General features: G+C 74.8%; 17 protein-coding genes. 8 read left to right on the top strand and 9 right to left on the bottom strand.

Going from position 1 to position 20409, the window contains the following annotated elements:
- Positions 1-75: 75 nt before the first annotated feature.
- From AB0G01_RS03655 to AB0G01_RS03630, 6 genes are read right to left on the bottom strand one after another with little or no spacing between them, the layout of a single operon-like run.
- Complete coding sequence (locus AB0G01_RS03655) at positions 76-2298, bottom strand: DUF5682 family protein (protein WP_360939284.1); 2223 nt, start codon at positions 2296-2298, stop codon at positions 76-78.
- Positions 2298-3380, bottom strand: coding sequence for an AAA family ATPase (locus AB0G01_RS03650; protein ID WP_360939282.1), 1083 nt, complete (start codon positions 3378-3380; stop codon positions 2298-2300). Before AB0G01_RS03650 ends, AB0G01_RS03655 begins: the two co-directional genes overlap by 1 nt.
- Complete coding sequence (locus AB0G01_RS03645; RefSeq protein WP_360939280.1) at positions 3377-4807, bottom strand: DUF5691 domain-containing protein; 1431 nt, start codon at positions 4805-4807, stop codon at positions 3377-3379. The genes AB0G01_RS03650 and AB0G01_RS03645 overlap by 4 nt, the downstream gene beginning before the upstream one ends.
- The gene (locus AB0G01_RS03640; protein WP_360939278.1) at positions 4804-5064 is read right to left on the bottom strand and encodes a hypothetical protein; all 261 of its coding nucleotides are present in this window, start codon (positions 5062-5064) and stop codon (positions 4804-4806) included. The genes AB0G01_RS03645 and AB0G01_RS03640 overlap by 4 nt, the downstream gene beginning before the upstream one ends.
- A complete protein-coding gene (locus tag AB0G01_RS03635; RefSeq protein ID WP_360939276.1) occupies positions 5061-6344 on the bottom strand; it encodes an SWIM zinc finger family protein in 1284 nt (427 codons plus the stop codon). Before AB0G01_RS03635 ends, AB0G01_RS03640 begins: the two co-directional genes overlap by 4 nt.
- Positions 6345-6383: 39 nt before the next feature.
- A complete protein-coding gene (locus tag AB0G01_RS03630) occupies positions 6384-7559 on the bottom strand; it encodes a homogentisate 1,2-dioxygenase (RefSeq protein ID WP_360939274.1) in 1176 nt (391 codons plus the stop codon).
- Positions 7560-7628: 69 nt separating this feature from the next.
- Here AB0G01_RS03630 and AB0G01_RS03625 point away from each other — a divergent pair, with 69 nt between their 5' ends.
- Genes AB0G01_RS03625 through AB0G01_RS03615 form a run of 3 tightly spaced genes read left to right on the top strand, consistent with a single transcriptional unit; the run spans position 7629 to position 10351 of the window.
- Positions 7629-8495 carry a hypothetical protein gene (locus tag AB0G01_RS03625; protein WP_360939272.1) on the top strand — a complete coding sequence of 289 codons (867 nt, stop codon included), beginning with the start codon at positions 7629-7631 and terminating at the stop codon, positions 8493-8495.
- The gene (locus AB0G01_RS03620; RefSeq protein ID WP_360939270.1) at positions 8492-9670 is read left to right on the top strand and encodes a fumarylacetoacetate hydrolase family protein; all 1179 of its coding nucleotides are present in this window, start codon (positions 8492-8494) and stop codon (positions 9668-9670) included. Before AB0G01_RS03625 ends, AB0G01_RS03620 begins: the two co-directional genes overlap by 4 nt.
- A gap of 9 nt (positions 9671-9679) precedes the next feature.
- Positions 9680-10351, top strand: a complete 672-nt coding sequence (locus AB0G01_RS03615; RefSeq protein WP_360939268.1) for a helix-turn-helix domain-containing protein — start codon at positions 9680-9682, stop codon at positions 10349-10351.
- Positions 10352-10463: 112 nt separating this feature from the next.
- Here the strand turns inward: AB0G01_RS03615 and AB0G01_RS03610 are convergent, their stop codons facing one another.
- Positions 10464-11060 (bottom strand): TMEM165/GDT1 family protein, encoded by a 597-nt coding sequence (locus AB0G01_RS03610; protein WP_360939266.1) that lies wholly within the window; start codon positions 11058-11060, stop codon positions 10464-10466.
- 329 nt (positions 11061-11389) lie between these two features.
- Here AB0G01_RS03610 and AB0G01_RS03605 point away from each other — a divergent pair, with 329 nt between their 5' ends.
- From AB0G01_RS03605 to AB0G01_RS03590, 4 genes are all read left to right on the top strand, one after another.
- On the top strand, positions 11390-12868 hold the full coding sequence (locus tag AB0G01_RS03605) for a cytochrome ubiquinol oxidase subunit I (protein ID WP_360939264.1): 1479 nt from the start codon (positions 11390-11392) through the stop codon (positions 12866-12868).
- A 9-nt stretch (positions 12869-12877) separates the two neighbouring features.
- On the top strand, positions 12878-13879 hold the full coding sequence (gene cydB / locus AB0G01_RS03600; RefSeq protein ID WP_360939262.1) for a cytochrome d ubiquinol oxidase subunit II: 1002 nt from the start codon (positions 12878-12880) through the stop codon (positions 13877-13879).
- Between the two features lie 202 nt (positions 13880-14081).
- On the top strand, positions 14082-17330 hold the full coding sequence (gene cydD / locus AB0G01_RS03595) for a thiol reductant ABC exporter subunit CydD (RefSeq protein ID WP_360939260.1): 3249 nt from the start codon (positions 14082-14084) through the stop codon (positions 17328-17330).
- Complete coding sequence (locus tag AB0G01_RS03590; protein WP_360939258.1) at positions 17327-18451, top strand: GAF domain-containing sensor histidine kinase; 1125 nt, start codon at positions 17327-17329, stop codon at positions 18449-18451. Before cydD ends, AB0G01_RS03590 begins: the two co-directional genes overlap by 4 nt.
- A gap of 65 nt (positions 18452-18516) precedes the next feature.
- Here AB0G01_RS03590 and AB0G01_RS03585 read toward each other — a convergent pair whose 3' ends face one another.
- Entirely contained in the window at positions 18517-19140 is a 624-nt protein-coding gene (locus AB0G01_RS03585) for a response regulator transcription factor (RefSeq protein ID WP_360939256.1), read from the bottom strand.
- Positions 19141-19201: 61 nt separating this feature from the next.
- Between AB0G01_RS03585 and AB0G01_RS03580 the strand changes: the two genes are divergently transcribed.
- Complete coding sequence (locus tag AB0G01_RS03580; RefSeq protein WP_360939254.1) at positions 19202-19684, top strand: GNAT family N-acetyltransferase; 483 nt, start codon at positions 19202-19204, stop codon at positions 19682-19684.
- 70 nt (positions 19685-19754) lie between these two features.
- Here AB0G01_RS03580 and AB0G01_RS03575 read toward each other — a convergent pair whose 3' ends face one another.
- Positions 19755-20366 (bottom strand): macro domain-containing protein, encoded by a 612-nt coding sequence (locus tag AB0G01_RS03575; protein ID WP_360939252.1) that lies wholly within the window; start codon positions 20364-20366, stop codon positions 19755-19757.
- Positions 20367-20409 lie beyond the last annotated feature (43 nt).

The raw sequence follows: 20409 nt of genomic DNA, 5'->3' as shown, positions 1-20409 counted from the left end.
GGGCCGGTGGCCCCGGTTGGCGGTGGTTCGACGGGTGGTGGTGGTTCGGCGGTGGGTGGGGCCTGTCCTCGTCGGTCACGGGGCGGCGAGGAGGGACCGGATGTGGGTGGCGAGCCTGGTGGCCAGGGCTTCGTCCCAGTCCGCGCTGCCGCTGGTGGTCGTGGTGGTGCCCTTGACCCGGTCGCCCAGCATGCGGCGCTCGGCGGGGGTGAAGTCGGTGATGGCCCGGCGCAGCAGGGGGAGCGCCGCCTCGAAGTCGGCACCGGCCAGGCCGGACAGCCACTCGTCCACCACGCCGAACAGCCTCGGGTCGGCGGTGAGCAGGGCCGCCGAACCGCGCAGGAAGCCCGCGACGAAGGCCGTCGCGCCCGCTGTCAGCGAGACCGCCCGGTGCAGGCGCGCGGCCACCGCGTCCGAGTCCAGAGCGCCCGCCTCCCACAGGAGCCTGGTCGCCCGGCCGGTGGGCAGGCCGTGCGCCTCGGGCATGGCCACCAGGGCTTCCAGCGCGCGCCGCCAGGTCACCCGGTGGTCCTCGTCGGCGGCCAGCCGCACGGCGTCGTCGGCTCCGTCCACCGCCGTCACGGCGCGTTCCGCCGTGTCGTCGTCCACCGAGCGGCACGCCAGCGGCAGGCCGACCGCGCCTCGGGTCAGCAGGCCGTGCAGCGCCACCCGCAGGAGCTCGGGATCGGTGCCGCGCACCGAGCCGTAGCGGACCGTGGTGGCCAGGCCCGGCAGGGCCGCCAGCAGTTCCAGGGCGTCGGTCGCGGCTGCCGCGCAGCGGTCCAGGGCCGTCCGGGCGGCTGTCACCGCGCCGTCGATCTCGCAGCCGACGGCCTGGCCGAGGGTGTCGGCGGCGTCGACGACCCGGGTGGTCCCCGCCGCGCGCCGGGTGAGCACCTGCCGGGCCGCCGCCTCCACGGTGGTGCCGTGGCGGGCCGCGGTCGCCAGGGCGACCGCGAACTCCGGCTTCCAGTGCAGTTGCCACGCCTCGGCGAACGTGCCCAGCGTCCGGGTGGTGTCCGGGCTGCCCCACGGGACGCCGAGGACCTCCAGCCTGCGCAGCAGTTTCGAGCGTTCCCGGTCGGTGTCCTTGCGCAGGTCGAGGCGGATCGGTCCCGGGGTCGCGTTGAACGGCAGGCGCAGGCGTCTGGTCAGCCGGTTCAGGTCCGCCGCCAGCGGCGAGGTCGGGACGTCCTCGCCCACCTCGCCGAGTCGCTCGCCGACGACCAGCCTGGCGTGCACCAGGTCCAGCGGCACCTGTTCGCCGTGGCAGAGCACGGCTCTCGCGGCCTCCAGGACCTCCGACAGGCCCGGTGACGGACGACCCCGCATGGCCGCCAGCGTGTCGGCCAACCGGACCGCCTCCACGGCGCTCGCCGTCGAGGCGGGGAGGTCTTCGGCGCGCAGGACGGCACTGGCGCGGGAGAACCAGCGCGCGATCGTGTCGCCCTTCGGGGCGCACTCCCACAGGTGGGCGTACCACCCCGGTGAGTCGATGCCCGCGCCGTAGCCGGACGCGGTGGCCAGCTTCCCGTGGCTCCACGGGACCCACGTGCCGGAGACCTTCTTGCGCGGCAGGCCCTTCAGGACGGCCGCGTCGGCGGTCGCGGGAGGGAGCCCGGTCAGCGCGGGGACGTGCCACGCGCCGCACACGACGGCGATGCCGCCCTCGGTGTCCTTCAGCGCCCGGCGCAGGTTCTGCCGCATCGCCGCCTCCCGGCGCAGGGTCCGGGCGTCGACCTCGTCGGCGAACTCCTCGCGCAGCGCGGTCATCGCCTCGGTCACCGCCTCGGCCAGGTCCGCCGGGTCGGTGTGGTGCTCGACCACGTCCTCCCACCAGCGTTCCGGGTCGTCGAAGCCCGCCGCCTCGGCGAGCACGCCCAACGGGTCGAGGGCGGTCGGGGTGGTCGCGGGCGGGTCGGTGGAGGGTGGTGGGTCGGCCGCCGGGGCGTCGGGCGGGGTGGGGGTGTCGGCCAGGGACGCGGCGGCCGGGAGGTCGAAGAAGCGGACCTCCACGTCGTTCGCGTGGGCCCACACCACGGCCCGCCACTCCGGGGAGAACTCGGCGAACGGCCAGAACGCGGCGCTCGACGGCTCGGCCTCGTCGTGCAGCAGCAGGGCGACCGGCGGCACCAGGTCCGGCAGGTGCCTGAGCAGCGCGTCACCCTCCGGCGGGCCCTCGATCAGGACCAGCTCGGGTGTCGTGCGCTCCAGCGCCGCCTCGACCATGCGGGCCGAGCCGGGGCCGTGGTGGCGGATGCCGAGCAGGGTCACCCGGTCCGGGAGTCCACGGGCCATCAGCGGTCCTGGCACGCTCGGTAGAGGTCGCGCCACTCGGCGCGCTCCTTGACCACGGCCTCCAGGTACTCCCGCCACGCGGCGGTGTCCGAGACGCGGTCCTTCACCACCGCGCCCAGCAGGCCCGACGCCAGCTCGTCGGCGGTGATCGTGCCGTCGCCGAAGTGGCCGGCCAGGGCCATGCCGCTGGTGATCACCGAGATCGCCTCGGCGGTGGACAGGCTGCCGCTGGGCTTCTTGAGCTGGGTGCGACCGTCCACAGTGGACCCGTTGCGCAGCTCGCGGAAGATCCGGACCACCCGGCGCACCTCCTCCAGCGCGGGCGGTTCGGCCGGCAGCTCCAGCGCCCGCCCGAGCTGCGCCGCGCGGGCGGACACGATCCGCACCTCGTCGTCCTCGGTGGCGGGCGGCGGCAGCACGACGGTGTTGAAGCGGCGGGCCAGGGCCGACGACATCTGGTTCACGCCCCGGTCGCGGTCGTTCGCGGTCGCGATCACCGTGAAGCCGGGCACGGCCTGGACCTGGATGCCGAGCTCCGGCACCGGGAGCGACTTCTCCGACAGGATGGTGATGAACGAGTCCTGCACCTCGGCGGGCATCCGGCTGAGCTCCTCGATCCGGGCCACCGCGCCCTCGCGCATCGCCGACATCACCGGGCTCGGCACGATCGCCGCCTCGCTCGGCCCCTCGGCGATCAGCCGGGCGTAGTTCCAGCCGTAGCGGACCGAGTCCTCCCCGGTGCCCGCCGTGCCCTGCACGACCCGGGTCGAATCGCCGCTCACCGCCGCCGCGATGTGCTCGGACAGCCACGACTTCGCGGTGCCCGGCACGCCCACCAGCAGCAGCGCCCGGTCCGTCACCAGGGTGCCCACGGCGATCTCCACCAACCGGCGGTCACCGACGTACTTCGGGCTGATCACCGTCCCGTCCGACAGCGTGCCGCCCAGCACGTACCGCACGACGGCCTGCGGCGACATCCGCCAGCGCGGCGGGCGGGCCCGGTCGTCCGTGCGCGCCAGGGCGTCGAGCTCGGCGGCGTACTGCTGCTCCGCGGACGGGCGCAGCACGGTTTCGGTGGTCACGGGGAGAGTCCTTCCGGTGGGGTGGCGAAGGCGTCGCGGAGCTGCATCCGCAGGCGGAGCACGTCGAGGTCGGCGGTCTGCTCGGGCCACCGCGCGGTGATCCGGGCCCAGTGCGCGCCGAGCACCTCGGCGTCGCCCCGGGTGAGCAGCACGGCCGGCGGGCGGCCCGCCCGCCAGCGCGGGTCGCGCAGGTCGGCGTAGCGCGCCAGCAGGTCTTCGGTCGCGGCCGGCGACCACGGCGCGGGCAGTTGCGAGCAGGCGTGGTCCAGCAGGTCGTAGTTCCAGTTCCGGGACACCTCGGCGATGGTCCGGGCGGCCAGTTCGGCGGGCAGCGTCGCCAGCATCTCCAGTTGCTCCATGCCGGTCAGCGTCCGGGTCGCGGCGACCGACCACGGGCCGGCGTCCACCGCGAGCCGCAGCCGCTGGGCCACGCCGCGCAGCAGCGCCGCCGCCCACGGGCCGCGTTCCAGCTCGGCGGCGGCACCCGCGTCGTCGGTGCCCAGCCGGTTCGTCCAGTGCGCCGGCGGCACGCTCGCCGCGGCACCCCGCAACCGGCCCGCGACGCCCGTTTCCGAACCGTCCCGCAGCAGGTCGCGGGCCTCCTCCGGCTCCGGCTCGCGGTCCGCCCACAGCTCGTCGCCCTGCACGTCGAACCCGTCCGCGGTCAACCACAGGCCGCGGTGCAGGCGTTCCGCGACCCGCTCGGCCAGCCGGGAACCGGGGAGGCCGCGCAGCAGCCGGAGCGCCTCGTCGTGCACGCCGATCGCGCGGTCGTCCAGCGCCCGCTCCAGCAGCGGCTCGTCCGCCGCCGACAGGCCGGTCTCCAGCGCGGCGACCAGGGCCTGCCGGTCCGTCGCCCGGCGCTGCACGGCGAACTGCGCGGTCAGGAACTCCCGGGTGCCGGCCGGATCGGCGGCGCGGGCCCGGCGCAGCGCCGAGGTCCGGGCGGTGCCGGGCAGGTCCAGCGCCGACTCCAGGTCGATCCCGTCGGCCGACCCGTCGACGGCCCACGCCCAGGCCGGGCGCACGGTGGCCAGCCACCGCCCGCGCCCGCCGAGCACCTTGCCGACCGCCTGGCGCAGACCGGGGTGGGCGGTGGCCAGGCCGAGCAGCGCGGGCAGCTCACGGGGGTGCGCCACGATCCCGCGCGCGGCGGCCAGACCGCACCACTCGGTGAGCAGGATCTGGTCGTCCAGGGCGAGGACCTGCGCCAGCACGGACCGCGCCGCCCGGTCGGCGCGCCGGTCGGCGGACGCGGGCGCGGCGGCCAGCGGCGGCACGTCGAGCACGGCCGGCAACCGGGCCGCGTGCGCCGCCACGCCCAGCGCGGCACAGCGGTCGAGCAGCTCGGCCGGCTCCACGCCGGCCCGGTGCGCGCCGACCAGCAGCGCCTGCACGGTGTCGTCCCACTCGGCTTCCAGGCTCATCGGACGACCTCCGGCGCGTGGCCGGACCCGGCCCGCGCGCTCGACCGCCGCGCGCGGCGGCGGGGATCGGCGGGGGAGCGGACCCCGGGACCCGGCCGCTCGGCGGTGATCCGGTCCGGCCGCCGGGGTGCGGTCGGGCGGGAGCGGGCTCCCGCGCGCGGCCCCCGCTCGCCGGGGTGCGGTGCGCGGCCGGTCGGGTCGGTGGCGCGGGGTGCGGTCGTCGGGTCCGGGAAGCCCGGGGTCGTGGTGCGGTTCATCCGACGACCTCCGGCGCGCGGCCGGGTTCGGCCACCGCGCCCAGGCGCAGCTCTCGGCCGTTCCACAGGCCCCACGCGTCGAACGGCTCGCCCGCCGTCAGCGCCACCGCCTGGTCCAGCGCCGGGTCGTCGCGCACCGGCAGGCCACGGCCCGCCGCGTCGAGCAGATGCCGCGTGTCGGCCGTCAGCCGGACCCCCGCGCAGCCCAGCGGGTGCAGCCGGAGCCACGGATCGGCCGCCAGGCCGTCCGCCAGGTCCGCCAGCGCCTCCCGCCAGCCCGGCGGCGCGGTCAGCGGGCCCGCCGCCTCCTCGCCCACCACGTCGCCCACCGCGACCCGGGGCGTGGCCGGACCGCCCAGCCCGCCCGCCGGGTACGGGTGCAGCACGCCCCGCACCTCGACGCCGTGCGCCAGCGGCGGGAGCGGGCGCGGGCCGCCGCCCGCGTGCCGGACGGCGACCACCCAGCCGTGCTCGCGACCCCACAGCCACTGCCGGATCGAGCGCACCAGGCCGTCGTCGGTCTCCAGCTTCAGCAGCGGCAGCCAGCGGTCGGACCACGCCGCGCCGGCCCGCACCTCCTCCTCGGCGACCGAGAAGCCCAGCCGGCGGCGCACCACGTCGTGGTCCGCGTCGGCCAGCCGCACCAGCAGGTGCAGCCCGCCCAGCCGGTCCGCCGCCTCGTGCGCCCAGGTCGGGTGACCCGCCGCGACCACCGAGCGGACCTCCTCCAGCGCGGTGGCCAGGCCCTTCGCCTGCGCGTCCACCATCCGCGCGCCGATCGCGTGCCACCAGGCCGCGTCCCGCGCGGGCAGGCCGGCGATGCCCGCGCCGACCACGTCGGTCAGCCAGTCGGCCAGCCCGGCCACGCCGCCGCGCACCGCCTCGGCCCGGTTGCGCGCGGTCTTCTCCTTCGCGCGGGCCCGGCGCTCCTCGGCCTCGGGCGAGGTGTCGACCGGCGCGGCGACCTGCTGCCGCCGGTCCAGCCACTCCACCACCCAGTCCGGCGCGTCACCGACCGCCAGCGGTTCGCGGGCGTGCCGCAGTTGCAGCGCGAGGCCGTGCTTGCAGGGGAACTTCCGGGACGGGCACGAGCACTTCGCGGCCCGGTCGGACAGGTCGACGCACACCCGGTAGGGCGTCCGGCCGCTGCCCTTGCACAGCCCCCACAGCGCCTCGGCGCTGCGACCCGACCCGGACCAGCCCGACGACCCGGCCAGCCGGGTGGCGCTGCTGGCCACCTGGCCGTCGGGTGCCAGGGCCAGAACCGCTTGTGCGTCCATGACCGCCGAAGGTAGCGGCGACCACCGACAAAAAGACGATCACCCCAGGTCGGGCCCCCGGCGGGCCCACGTCCAGGCGTACCCCGGGTCCTCGGCGGCCAGCGCCGCCTCGCCGAGCTCCAGCGGCCGGAACGTGTCGACCATGACGGCGGTCTCGTCGAAGAAGTCCGCGCCCAGCGACGCCTCCACCGCGCCCGGCTGCGGGCCGTGCGTGCAGCCCGAGGGGTGCAGCGACAGCGAGCCGACGCCGATGCCGGAGCCCTTGCGGGCCTCGTAGTTGCCGCCGACGTAGAACATCAGCTCGTCCGAGTCGACGTTCGCGTGGTTGTACGGCACGGGGACCGCGAGGGGGTGGTAGTCGACCTTGCGCGGCATGAACGAGCACACCACGAAGTTCGGGCCCTCGAACGTCTGGTGCACGGGCGGCGGCTGGTGCACGCGGCCCGTGATCGGCTCGAAGTCGCGGATGTGGAACACCCACGGGTACAGGCAGCCGTCCCACCCCACGACGTCGAACGGGTGGTTCGCGTAGGTGAACTTCGTGAGGCCCGCACGGTGGCGCACGATCACCTCGACGTCCTCGCCGTCGACCAGGAGCGGCTCGACCGGGCCGCGGAGGTCGCGCTCGCAGTACGGCGAGTGCTCCAGGAACTGCCCCTTGGCCGACAGGTAGCGCTTCGGCGGTCCGATGTGACCGGTCGCCTCCAGCACGAGGATGTTCATCGGGCTGTCGGGCACCACGCGGTACGTGCACGACGTCGGCAACACGACGTAATCGCCCTCGCCCACCGCGAGAGCGCCGTAGATGGTCTCGACGACGCCGTCGCCGGACTGGACGTACAGGAGCTCGTCGCCGGCCGCGTTGCGGTACAGCGGGCTCGGGGCGTTCGCGGTGACGAAGCCGATCGTCACGTCCGCGTTGCCGAACAGACGACGTCGGCCGGTGACCGCGTCCACGTCCCCCGACCAGGTCAGATCCTGGGTTTTGAACGCGCGCGGCTTCAGCGGCAGGTTCGGCGCGAGCGGGCCCCGGTGCTCCTCGACGGTCTCCGCGTTCACGATCGCCGTCGGCAGGTGGCGGTGGTAGAGCAAGGCCGAGTCGGCCGAGAATCCCTCGACGCCCATCAGCTCTTCCGCGTACAGCCCGCCCTCCGGTGTGCGGAACTGCGTGTGGCGCTTTCGGGGGATCTCACCCACCTGGCGGTAGTACGCCATCGTTCACTCCGGGCGTTCGATAGTCGGACATCTTTGTTCATTGACCGGTACGCCACTAGCGTGTCAGCCGTGTCAAGCGCCTTCGAACTCCGTGCGCCCGGTCCACGCGGCACTCCGCCCCTGCTCGCGCGGCTCGTCGACGACGCCGCGCTGTTCCCGCCGGGCAACGCGACCATGCCCGACGCCGTCCGCGGTCACCTCGACGCGCGAGTCGGCGAATGGGCAGGCGCGGTGGGACTTTTCCTGTGTCCCGCGTCTCGTCTGGCCGAGCTGATCACCGAACTGATCAAGGTCAAGCCGGTGAAACCCGTCGCCCTGTCCTTGATCATCGACACCGGGTTGGGCGGCGTGCCCAAGGCCGTGTCGATCGTCGAATCGCGCAGCGAGCTCCTCGCGCTGCGCATGGTCGAGATGCCCGCCCCGTCCGACGTGGACGAGGTGTGGCTGGAACGCGTCTCCGAGTTCGTCCCGGAGGACGTGATCCGCGTGGTGGAACCCCGCCGGGGTGCCCCCGAGTGGCTCGACGGCGTGCGCCGCGTCATCGAGCACGGGAGCTGGCCCAAGCTGCGCTGCGGAGGTCTCTCCCGGGAGAACTTCCCCGGCGTGGACGAGGTCGCCGACTTCCTGTCGGTGGTCGCGGCGGGCGGCGTCGCGTTCAAGGCCACCGCCGGGCTGCACCACGCCGTCCGGTACACCGACGAGAAGACCGGGTTCACCCACCACGGGTTCCTGAACCTGCTCGTCGCGACCGCGCGCGCACTGTCGGGCGGTGACGTCCGGGAAGCCCTGTCGTCGTCGGACGCCGGGGCGCTCGCGGCGGAGGCCGGCGGGCTGTCCGACCAGGCCGCGCACGCCGTGCGCGGGGTATTCGCCTCCTACGGCTCGTGCTCCCTCGCCGAGCCCATCACCGACCTCGAAGAACTGGGCCTCTTGTGACCTGGATCGAAGACCCGGCGTTCGTCGCCGACGCGCCCTTCGGGCCGCAGACCCTGCCTTACGGCGTGCTGGGCGATGACGGCATCGCCGTGCGCGTGGGCGACCAGGCGTTGCCCCTGCGGCCCATCGCCGACCGCTTCGGGGTGCTGGCCCCGCTGGTGTCGGCGGGCGATCTGACCCCGCTGCTGGCGGCGGGGCGGCCCGCGTGGAGCGAACTGCGGGCGCGGCTCCTGGAACTCGTCACGGCCGCCTCAGCGCCGCGTGGGGCCGTCCTGGCGGCCCTGGGCGGCGAGGTCCTGCCGTTCCAGGTCGCCGACTACGTCGACTTCTACTCGTCGCGGCACCACGCCGAGAACGTCGGCCGGATCTTCCGGCCCGACGGTGACGCGCTGCTGCCGAACTGGACGCACATCCCCATCGGCTACCACGGGCGGGCCGGGACGGTCGTCGTCTCCGGCACGCCGGTCGTGCGCCCGCACGGGCAGCGCAAGACGCCCGAGGGGCCGGTGTTCGGACCGTCCCAGCGGCTCGACATCGAAGCCGAGGTCGGGTTCGTGTGCGGCGGGCCGGTGGCGTCGCGGTTGACGCCGTCGCAGGCCGTCGACCACGTGTTCGGCGTGGCCCTGGTCAACGACTGGTCCGCCCGCGACATCCAGGCGTGGGAGTACCAGCCGCTCGGCCCGTTCCTGGGCAAGTCGTTCGCGACGTCCGTCTCGGCGTGGATCACGCCGCTGGAGGCGTTCGCGGTCGCCCGCGTGACGCCGCCGCCGCTGGGCAACGACGTGCTGCCCTACCTGGCCGAAGAGCGCCCGTGGGGGCTGGACGTCCGGCTGGAGGTCGAGTGGAACGGGACGCTGGTCTCGAAGCCGCCGTTCCGCGAGATGTCGTGGACGTTCGCGCAGCAGCTCGCGCACCTGTCGGCGAACGGCGCTACCGTTCGGCCGGGCGACTTGATCGCGTCGGGCACCGTCTCCGGTCCCTCCCGTGACGAGCGCGGCTCCTTCCTGGAGCTGAGCTGGGGCGGGCAGGAGCAGGTCGACGTCGACGGCGGCCGGACGTTCCTGGAGGACGGCGACACGGTGCGGATCACCGCGACCGCCCCCGGCGAACACGGCTCGCTGGTCGGTCTGGCCGAGGTGGTCGGCACGATCGCGCCCGCCGACACGGAAAGGTAGGGGCGTCCGGTGGTCAGACCCGACCCGCGCGGCCGACTACCGGTGCCCGCCGGGTCCAAGGAGAGTTCGTTGACCCTGGAGCGGGGCCTGGCCCTGCTCCAGGCGGTGGCCGACGCCGAGTCGGAAGCCCCCTCGATCAGCGAGCTGGCCGCCGCCATCGGCGCGTCCCGCGCGGCGGTGTACCGGCTGCTGGTGCCGCTCCAGTCGCGCGGGCTGGTGCGGCGCGAGGGCTCGAAGGTGCGGCTCGGGCTGGGCGTGCTGCGGTTGGCGTCCAACGTGCTGCCGCAGTTGCGGCTGGCGGCCCAGCCCGCCCTGCGGACGCTGGCCGAGCACGTGGGTGCCACCTCCCACCTGACGGTGGCGGACGGGACCGAGGCCCAGGCGGTCGCGGTGGTCGAGCCGTCCTGGACGGCCTACCACGTGGCCTACCGGGTCGGCTCCCGCCACCCCGTGCACCGGGGCGCGGCGGGCAAGGCGATCGGGCTGTCGGTGGAGGGTCGGCCGTGGGTCCACTCCACCGGCGAGTTGCAGCCCGGCGCGTTCGGGGTGGCCGCGCCGGTGCGCGGGGTGCCCGGCCTGCGGGCCAGCGTCGGCGTGGTGGCCCTGGAGAAGCTGGACGGGGACGTCGTGGGGCCCCAGGTGGTGCGCGCGGCCCAGGAGGTCGCGGAAGCGCTGCGGTGACGGCCGCGCCGTCCGCCGGACGGCCTCGGGGGCCGTGGTGCCCGCAGGACCGCCGGACTGGTGGACGACCGGCCGGTGGACGACCGGCCGGTGGTGCGGCGGGCCGCTCCGCTCAGCCGGCGATCGCCTGCCACGCCGCGACCACGGCGAACACCGCGAAGATCGACCCGCTGACCCGCTGGATCAGGTGGGTCGGGATGCGCCCGGCGATCTTGCGCCCGACGAGCACCGCGATCCCCGCCACCACGACCAGCGCCAGGAACGCGCCCACCCCCACGAACACCGGAGCGCCGTAGCGCGCCGACAGCGCCGCCGTGGCGAGCTGCGAGGCGTCGCCCCACTCCGCCGCGAACAGCACGCCGAACGACGTCAGCGCCGCGCGCCAGAACGTCACCGACCCGCCGTTGCCGGACTCGGCCGACTCGTCGTCGTCGCCGGCGAAGCTCTCCTTGAGCAGCAGGAACGCGCCGATGCCGAACAGCGCCGCCACCACGCCGGCCACCAGCCGGTCCGGCAGCAGCGTCAGCACACCGCCGAACGTCGCCGCCACCACGCACTGGACGGCGAACGCGGCGGTGACCCCGACGAACACGGGCCAGGCCCGGTACCGGGTGGTGAGCACGAGGGTGGCGACCATCGTCTTGTCCGGCAGTTCGGCGAGGAAGATGACGCCGAACGCCGTAGCGAGCGCGAGGAGTTCCGGTGCCACGAGTACCTCCACGTCCGGTGGGACCCGGACGGAGGCAGCACGACCCCGACCGGGCGTGGTGCACTGCCCGGCCGGAGGTCTCGTTCGCCCGTCGTGAAGACGGGTGAGGGACCGGATCCGTTCGAAGACGGACCAGTATGTCGATCACCTCGCCGGACCGCTCGGCGCAGACGCGGTCGCGGGAACTACTCCCCTCTGGCACCACCCAGCGTAGTCCACGCATCCGCGCAGGTCGACGTGACGCCGACCGCACCCGGGGGACCTTGGTCCCGGTCCGCACGGGACCGTCGTACCTGAGCGGGAGCCGCCTGCCGACCTACCGTCGTGCCGTGGACGTTCTCGACCTGGCGCGGTGGCAGTTCGGCATCACCACCGTCTACCACTTCCTGATGGTGCCGTTGACGATCGGCCTGTCGCTGCTGGTCGCCGGGATGCAGACGGCCTGGGTGCGCACGGGGGACCGCAAGTACCTCGCGATGACCAAGTTCTGGGGCAAGCTGCTGCTGATCAACTTCGCCATGGGCGTGGTGACCGGCATCGTGCAGGAGTTCCAGTTCGGCATGACCTGGAGCGCCTACTCGCGGTTCGTCGGCGACGTGTTCGGCGCGCCGCTGGCGATGGAGGGCCTGGTCGCGTTCTTCGTCGAGTCGACGTTCCTCGGCCTGTGGATCTTCGGCTGGGACCGCCTGCCGCGCCGGGCGCACCTCGCCTGCGTGTGGGCGTTCTCGCTGGCCTCGATCGCCTCGGCCTACTTCATCCTGGCCGCGAACTCGTGGATGCAGCACCCGGTGGGCGCGGAGCTGGTCGACGGCCGGGCCCGGCTGACCTCGATCTGGGCGGTGCTGGGCAACAACACCGTGCTCGCGGCCTTCCCGCACACGGTCTTCGGCGCGTTCGCGGTGGCCGGCGCGTTCCTGGTCGGCATCGCCGCGTGGCACCTGTGGCGCAGGTCGGCCGACGGGCCGGTGTGGCGGTCGTCGGTGAAGCTCGGCACGTGGGTCGGCGTGGTGGCGTTCGCCGGGCTGGCGGTCAGCGGCGACTTCCAGGGCAAGCTGATGTTCGAGCAGCAGCCGATGAAGATGGCCGCCGCCGAGGCCCTGTGCCACACCGAGTCGCCGGCCTCGTTCTCGGTGTTCGCGGTCGGCGACGTGACCCGGCCGGACTGCGAGAACGTCAAGAGCATCACCGTGCCCGCGCTGTTGTCGTTCCTGGCGCACAACGACTTCACCACCGAGGTCCAGGGTGTCGAGGACCTCCTCCCGCAGTACCGGGAGAAGTACGGGACCAACTACCCGGTGGACGAGCGGTTGGGCGAGCTGTCGGGCGAGCCGATCGACTACGTGCCCAACCTGGTGGTCACCTACTGGGGCTTCCGGCTGATGATCGGGTTCGGCGCGATCGGCGCGGGCGTCGGCCTGCTGGTGCTGTGGCTGACCCGGGGCGGTCGCACGCCGGGCGGGCGCTGGTTCGCGTGGCTGGCGCTGGGTGGCATCGCGACGCCGTTCCTGGGCAACAGCTTCGGCTGGATCTTCACCGAGATGGGCCGCCAGCCGTTCGTGGTGGTGCCGAACCCGAGCGGCGTGGACGGCGTGTGGATGTTCACCGCGCGGGCGGTCTCGAACTCGACCGTCGGCGAGGTGCTGACCTCGTTGATCGCGCTGACGACGGTCTACGGCGTGCTGGCCTGCGTCGAGGTGTTCCTGATCCGCAAGTACGTGCGCGGCGGGGTCGCGGGCGTGCTGCCGGACGGGAAACCCGACCAGCCGGACGAGAAGAGCGACGACGACGTCCTGTCGTTCGCGTACTGAGGGGGAGCCGTGGAGACGTTCTGGTTCTGCGTGATCGCCCTGCTGTGGCTGGGCTACCTGTTCCTGGAGGGCTTCGACTTCGGCGTCGGCATGCTGCTGCCGGTGCTCGGCCGGGACGAGACCGAGCGCCGGGTGCTGATCAACACGATCGGTCCGGTCTGGGACGGCAACGAGGTGTGGTTGCTGGTGGCGGGCGGCGCGACGTTCGCCGCGTTCCCCGGCTGGTACGCCTCGCTGTTCAGCGCGACCTACCTCCCGCTGGTGCTGTTCCTGCTGGCGCTGATCGGGCGCGGGGTGGCGTTCGAGTACCGCGGCAAGGTCGACTCGGCGCGCTGGCGGAAGAACTGGGACCGGGTGATCTTCGCCGGCTCGTGGATCGCTCCGCTGGGCGTCGGCCTGGTGCTGTCGGCCAGCGTGTTCGGCCTGCCGCTGGACGCCGCCGGCGACCGGGTGGGCTCGCCGTTCGCCGCGATCACCTGGGAGACCGTGCTGGGTGCCCTGGCGGTCGCCGGGTACGCCCTCGTGCACGGTGCGGTGTTCCTGACCCTCAAGACCGAGGGCGAGGTGCGGGAACGGGCCCGCGCGATCGCGCTTCGGATCGCGCCGGTGGCGTTGCTGCCGCTGGTGGTCCTGCTGCTGGTGGTGCAGGTCCGGTTCGGCACGGTGTGGACCTGCGCGGCGTCGATCGGTGTGGCGCTGGCCGCGTCCGGGGCGGTGGCGCGGCTGTACCTGCGGCGCGAGGGCCAGGCGTTCGCGCTGATGGGCGTCGCGGTGGCGGGCGCGGTGGTGGCGCTGTTCGGCGCGCTCTACCCGAACGTCCTGCCGTCCACCCTGGACCCCGCGTACACGTTGACGGTGGCGAACACCGCGTCGAGCCCGTACACGCTGACCGTGATGACGTGGGTGGCCGCGTTCGGCACCCCGGCCGTGCTGGTCTACCAGGGCTGGACGTACTGGGTGTTCCGCAAGCGGATCGGCACCCGGCACATCCCGAAGGTGCACGTGCCCTAGTGCCCGTCCTCGCAGCGGTACCCGGCCTTGAACGGCGGGACGTCCGGTCCGGCCAGGGCCGGAGCGGCGCTGAGCAGCCGCTCCCGCGCACCGGTCCGCCGGAAACCCCCGGTCGGCGCAGCGCGGGACGGGACCTAGGTCCCGCGCGGGACGGGACCGTCGTACCTGCGAGGGGCGGGCACCCGGCGATTACGGTCGTGCTGTGAACGTCCCCGGAGCCCCTTCCGCCAAGAAGCCGGGGAAGGGCCCGCTCGGCGCGCTGCCGTCCCTTTCGCCGTCGGCGCGCCGGGCGCTGGCCTGGTGCGGCGGGTTGGCGGCGCTGTCGGCCGGCGCACTGGTGTGGCAGGCCGTCGCCCTGGCGTCCGCGCTGGTCGCGGGCGGATCACTGGTGTCGTTGGCGTTCGCGGTGTGCGTGCGGGCCGGCCTGGCCTGGGCCACCGAGACCGTCGCGGCGCGGGCCGCCGCCGGCGCGAAGGAAGAGCTCCGCGCGGCCGTGCTGGACCGGGCGCTGGGGCTGGGACCCGCGTGGATCACCGCGCGCGGCCCGGCCGAGCTGGCGGTGCTCGCCACCAGGGGCCTGGACGCCCTGGACGCCTACTTCACCCGGTACCTGCCCGCGCTGGTGACCACCGCCGTCGTGCCGGTCCTGGTGGGCGCGTGGGTGCTGGCCACCGACCCGACCTCGGCCGTGCTGATCGCGGTGACTCTGCCGCTGATCCCGGTCTTCGCGATCCTGATCGGCCGGTTCACGTCGGCGCGGGTCGCGGCGGCGGCCTCGGCGCTGGAACGGCTCTCCGGCCGGCTCGCGGAACTCGTGCGGGCGCTGCCCGTGCTCAGCGCGTTCGGGCGGGCCCAGGCGCAGGCGGCGGCGGTGCGGGCGGTCGGCGAGCGGTACCGCAAGGCCACCATGGGGACGCTGCGGGTCGCGTTCCTCTCGGCGCTGGTGCTGGAGATCGTCGCCTCGCTGTCGGTCGCGCTGATCGCGGTCGGCATCGGGCTGCGGCTGGTGTCCGGCGAACTGACCCTGCTCACCGGGCTGGTCGTGCTGATCCTCGCGCCCGAGTGCTACCTCCCGCTGCGCGCGGCCGGTGCCGCCCACCACGCGTCGGAGGACGGCGTGGAGGCGGTGCGGCGGGTGGCCGAGGTGCCGGTGCCCGCGCCGCGCCGGCCGGCCGGACCGCGCACGCTCGGCCGGCTCACCGTGGCGACGCGGGCGGGCGCGTGCCCCGGCAGGGGCCCGGCGACGGCCGACGGGCAGGTCGCCGGCATCGAGGTGCGCAACCTGCGGGTGCGGCGGCGCGACCGGTTCGCGCCGGACGGGATCAGCCTGACCGTGCGGCCGGGCGAGGTGCACCGGCTGGACGCGCCCAGCGGGGCGGGCAAGTCGACGCTGTTCGCGGTGCTGCTCGGGTTCGTGCCGCCGGACGGCGGTGAGGTGCTGGTCGACCGGGACGCGATCGCCTGGGTGCCGCAGCGACCCGCGTTCGCCGGGCGGACCGTCGCCGACGAGCTGGAGCTGACCACCGGCCGGGTCGACGTCGACGTGCTGGCCGAGGTCGCCGCCGACCACCTGCTGCACCGCCCGCTCGTCGAGCTCTCGACCGGGGAGCGCCACCGGGTCGCGATCGCCCGCGCGCTGACCCGCGTCGCGGACGGCGCGACGGTGCTGCTGCTGGACGAGCCGACCGCGCACCTCGACGCCGCGACCGCCGCGCTGGTCATGGCCGCCGTGCGGCGGGCCGCCGACCGGGGCGCGGCGGTGCTGCTGGCCACCCACCGGGTGGTCGCGACCACCGACGCGGCGGTGACCACCGTCCTGGTCGGGCACGCGGCCGGTCCGCCGGCGCGTCCCCGCACGCCTCGGCCGACCGCCCGGGTGCTGGCCGGGGCGGCGCTGGGGGTCGCCGCCTCGGCCAGCGGGGTCGCGCTGACCGCGCTGGCCGCGTACCTGATCGCGAAGGCCGCCACCCAGCCGCCGATCCTCACGCTGTCCGTGCTGGTCGTGGGCGTGCGGACGTTCGCGCTGGCCAAGGGTGCGCTGCGGTACCTGGAACGGCTCGTGTCGCACGACGCGGCCTTCCGGTTCGCCGAGCACCTGCGGGTGCGGCTGTGGCGGGGGCTGCGGCCGGGGCGCGCGGAGCTGACCCGGCTGGTGGACGACGTGGACGCGGTCCGCGACCTGGTGCCGAGGGTGGTGCAGCCGCCGCTGGTCGCGGCAGGGGTGGGAGCGGCGGCGGTGGTGCTGTTCGCGCTGGTCTCGCCGTGGGCCGGGCTGGCGCTGGCGGTGGCGCTCGTCGTCGGGGGGACGCTGGCACCCGTGGTCGCGGTGGCCGTGGAACGGCGGGCGAGCGCGGTGCTGGCGCGCGGTCGGCGGCGGGTGTCCGAAGACGTGCTGACCCTGCTGACCGCCGCGCCGGACCTGATCGCGTTCGGCGCGGACCGGAAGGCGCGGGCGGCGTTGGCCGACCACGACGCCGAACTGGCCGGGCTGGCGCGGCGGCAGGCGTTCGGCGCGGGTGCCGCGACGGGGGTCGTGCACCTGGCGCTGGGATTCGCGGTGGTGGCGTGCACGGCGTTGGCGTCGGGGGTCGACCCGCTGCTCGTGCCGCTGTTGGGACTGGTGCCGCTGGCGCTGGCCGAGGTGCTCGGGGCGTTGCCGCCGGCGGCTCAGCACCTGGCGTCGTTGCGGGAGTCCTACGGGAGGATCGTCGAACGATCATCCGGGCACCTCCCGGTCCAGTCGGAGCAGGAGCCACCGATCGTGCCGCGCGCCGGGGACGTGGGGGACGTCCCGGCCGCTGCGGAGCGGGTCGGTCCGCTGGTGCCACAGCGGACCGACCCGCGGGCCGACGGCGACGTCGTGGTGCTGGAGCACGTGACGGTCGGGTGGCCGGGGAGGGCGGAGCCCGTGCTGGAGGACGTGAGCTGCCGGATTCCGCGCGGGGCGAAGGTGGCCGTGGTGGGCCCGTCAGGGGCCGGGAAGTCGACGCTGTTCGCGGTGCTGCTCGGGTTCGCGGACGCGTCCGCCGGGGTCGTGCGGCGGCCCGAGCGCGTCGCCTGGTGCCCGCAGGAGCCCGTGCTGGTGACCACGTCCGTGCGGGACAACCTGCGCATCGGCGACCCCGCCGCGTCCGACGACCGGCTGCGGGAGGTGCTGGCGCGGGTCGGCCTGCGGATCGACCTGGACACCGCGATCGGGCCCGCGCTGCTGTCCGGCGGCGAGGCCCAGCGGGTGGCGCTGGCCCGCGCGCTGCTGTTCGACGCCGACGTCCTGCTGCTCGACGAACCCACCGCGCACCTGGACGAGCGGTCCGCGCGCGACCTGCTCGACCTGGTCGACGGGCTCGACCGGACCGTCCTGCACATCACCCACCGGCCCGACGAGGCGGCGCGGGCGGACCTCGTGGTGGAGGTGTCCCGGGGGAGGGTCGGGGTCGGGGCCTACCGTTGACGGCCGTGGACCCCGCCCTGGTGCTCGCCGCGTCGACCGAGATCACCACCGCCGCGCTGGCCGGCGACGACCCGGACGCCGTGCTGCCGCTGGTCGTGCGGCGCGCCGTCGAACTCGCCGAGGCCGACCTCGGCCTGGCCATGGTGACCGGCCCCGACGGCACGCTCACCGTCGAAGCGTCCTCCGGCGACGACGACCCGGTCGGGATCGTGCTGTCCGACCGGTCCTCCGCCGCGCGCGCCGCGCGCACCGGCGTCGCCGTGGTCTCCGCGGACTTCACCACCGACCCGCGCACCGCGCCGTTCGTGCCGAGGCCGTTGCGCGGCTACGGGCCGTTCGCGGTCGCACCGTTCGGGACCAGGGAACGCCGGATCGGGGCGCTCGCCGTGTACCGGCGGAAGGGCGCGGCACCGTTCAGCGCGGACACCGTCGACGTGCTGACCGCGTTCGCCGCCCAGGCCGGGCTCGCCGTCGTGCTCGCCGAGGGGTTCACCGCGCGCCAGCGGGTGGCGGTCTACCAGGAGCGCGAGCGGATCGCGCGGGACCTGCACGACGTGATCATCCAGCGGCTGTACGCGACCGGCGTGCAGCTCGACCTGCTCGACCGGCGGCTGAAGCTGGAGGGGCGCGAGGCCCGGCGGCTCGCGGACTGCGTGGACCAGCTCGACCAGACCATGGCCGAGGTGCGGGCCACCGTGCGCGCCCTGCGCAGCGCCGACCCCGGCCGGCCCGGCGACGCCGACCTGCGCGGCTCGGTGCTGGCCGAGGCGCACACGGCGGGGGAGCTGCTCGGCTTCGAGCCCGAGGTGCGGATCGAGGGCGAACTCGGCTCCGTGCCGCCGGAACTCGCCGACCACGCACGGGCGGCGTTGCGGGAGGCGCTGTCGAACGTGGTGCGGCACTCCGGGGCGCGGCACGTCCGGATCGGGCTCGCGAAGAGCGCCGCGCGGCTCGTGCTGCGGGTGGCCGACGACGGGTGCGGCATCCCGCCCGGGGTGGCCCGGCGCGGGCTGCGGCACCTGGAGGAACGCGCACTCGCGGCGGGCGGCGGCTGCGAGGTCTCGTCGTCCCCGCGCACCGGCACCACCATCACCTGGCACGTGCCCCTGACCCACGGCTGACCCCTCGCCCGCACGCGGCCGGCGGGTCCGGTCGCGGGTCGGCGGGAGCGGCGGGGTCGGCGGGGTCAGCGGGAGCGGCGGGCGACCCAGGCGGCGGCCTGCGTGCGGCGTTCCATGCCGAGCTTCGCGAGCACCGAGGTGACGTAGTTCTTGACCGTCTTCTCGGCCAGGAAGAGGCGCTCCGCGATCTGCCGGTTCGTCATGCCCTCGCCGATCAGGTCCAGCACCCGCCGCTCCTGCTCGGTCAGCGCGTCGAGCACGTCCACCTCCGGCGGTCGGCGCATCCGCTCCAGCACCCGCGCCGTGGTCTGCGAGTCCAGCAGCGACCGGCCCGCCGCGACCTCCCGCACCGCCACCACCAGGTCCTGGCCCCGCACCTGTTTGAGCAGGTAGCCCGACGCGCCCGCCATGATCGCGCCGACCAGCGCCTCCTCGTCGTCGAACGCGGTCAGCACCAGGCAGCGCACGCCCACGTCGCGCAGCCGGCGGCACAGCTCGACCCCGGTCCCGTCGGGCAGCCGGACGTCCACCACGGCCACGTCGGGACTCGTCGCCGTCGCGCGCACGAAGGCCTCGTCCACCCCGCCCGCCTCGGCGACCACGGTGATGTCGTCCTCGTCGTCCAGCAGTTCGCGCAGTCCCCTGCGCACCACTTCGTGGTCGTCTACCAGCAACACGCGCACGGGCACGAACCCACCATAGGTCGAATGCCGGTACCGGCCGCACACGGACGCCAAGACAGTGCAAGGCATGCTCGTACGCGTGATCGAGGAAGCCGACCGGATCGTCGTCGGCCGACTGGTTCTGGAACTGTGGGGCGCGCACACCGCCGTGGCCCACGGGCAGGTCTTCTTCCCCGCCAGCCTGCCCGGGTTCCTGGTGGAACACCAGGAACAGGTGGTCGGACTGCTGACCTACGCCTCGTCGGACGGCCTGATGGAGATCGTCACCATCGACGCGCTGCGAAGAGGCAGGGGGGTCGGCAGCTCGCTGGTCGACGCCGCCGTGCAGCGGGCCAGGCAGCTCGGCTGCTCGCGAATCCGGCTCACCACCACCAACGACAACCTCGACGCGCTGCGGTTCTACCAGCGCCGGGGGTTCCGACTCACCGCACTGCGCCCCGACGCCGTCCGCGAGTCCCGCCGGCTCAAGCCCGAGATCCGGTCGGTCGGGGACTACGGCATCCCCATCACCGATGAGCTGGACCTGGAGAGATGGGTGGCACCACGGTAGTTGTCCACAGGGCGTGCACATGTTGTCCACAGACCTGTGCACAACCAGTGTGATCTGGACTACACCGGCCTCACGTCCTGGGCAGCGCGCTGAAGACCTCGTCCCAGGCGGCGGCGACCTGCCGCGCGCACGTCTTCGGCGCGACCCCGCCCACCCCCGTGCCCAGACCGGGCATGGCGATCGTCCGCACCACGTCCCGCAGGGGGCGGCCGTCCTCCAGCCGGCCGTCCCGCCACGACCGCAGCACCGCGCGCGCCGCCAGGTACGGGTGCACGGTGTCGGCCGGCAGGTGCTCGCCCGGCCGGCGCACGGTGGGCGCGCTGATCAGCCACTCCGGCTGGGTCTCGCCGGTGGGCACCACCAACGCCTCGCCCACCGGCAGCTCGCCGCCGTGCAGGGCCAGGACGCCGCTGCGCACGTGCGCCTCGACCAGGGGGAACGCTCGGGCGTACACGGCGTCGATCCCGCCGCGCATCCACCCCGAGGAGTTCGCCGGGCTCACCACGGCCTCGGCCACGATGTCGAGCACCGAACCCCGGTGCACCTCGACCCCGTCGCGGCCCTCGGCGACACCCGACCACGCGGTCGCGAGCGGCTCGTCGACAGCGCAGAGCACCAGACGGGGAACAGCTACCGGAGCGGTGATCTCACTCTCCGTATCGGCGGACACAGCCGCAAGCATTCCAGGACTCGGGGGTCGGGTGGAACAGGGGCGGGCCCCCGCC

It is taken from the genome of Actinosynnema sp. NPDC023587 (assembly GCF_040640215.1).
Taxonomy (GTDB): domain Bacteria; phylum Actinomycetota; class Actinomycetes; order Mycobacteriales; family Pseudonocardiaceae; genus Actinosynnema.
The sequence above is the reverse complement of the archived record's forward strand: the minus strand, read 5'-3'. Positions and strand labels throughout refer to the sequence as shown.

Bases quoted from the DNA above. Each gene is read 5' to 3' on its own strand.
- AB0G01_RS03655 (WP_360939284.1), bottom strand. From the start codon at position 2,298: ATGGCCCGTGGACTCCCGGACCGGGTGACCCTGCTCGGCATCCGCCAC.
- AB0G01_RS03645 (WP_360939280.1), bottom strand. From the start codon at position 4,807: ATGAGCCTGGAAGCCGAGTGGGACGACACCGTGCAGGCGCTGCTGGTC.
- AB0G01_RS03640 (WP_360939278.1), bottom strand. From the start codon at position 5,064: ATGAACCGCACCACGACCCCGGGCTTCCCGGACCCGACGACCGCACCC.
- AB0G01_RS03635 (WP_360939276.1), bottom strand. From the start codon at position 6,344: ATGGACGCACAAGCGGTTCTGGCCCTGGCACCCGACGGCCAGGTGGCC.
- AB0G01_RS03630 (WP_360939274.1), bottom strand. From the start codon at position 7,559: ATGGCGTACTACCGCCAGGTGGGTGAGATCCCCCGAAAGCGCCACACG.
- AB0G01_RS03580 (WP_360939254.1), top strand. From the start codon at position 19,202: ATGCTCGTACGCGTGATCGAGGAAGCCGACCGGATCGTCGTCGGCCGA.
- AB0G01_RS03575 (WP_360939252.1), bottom strand. From the start codon at position 20,366: ATGCTTGCGGCTGTGTCCGCCGATACGGAGAGTGAGATCACCGCTCCG.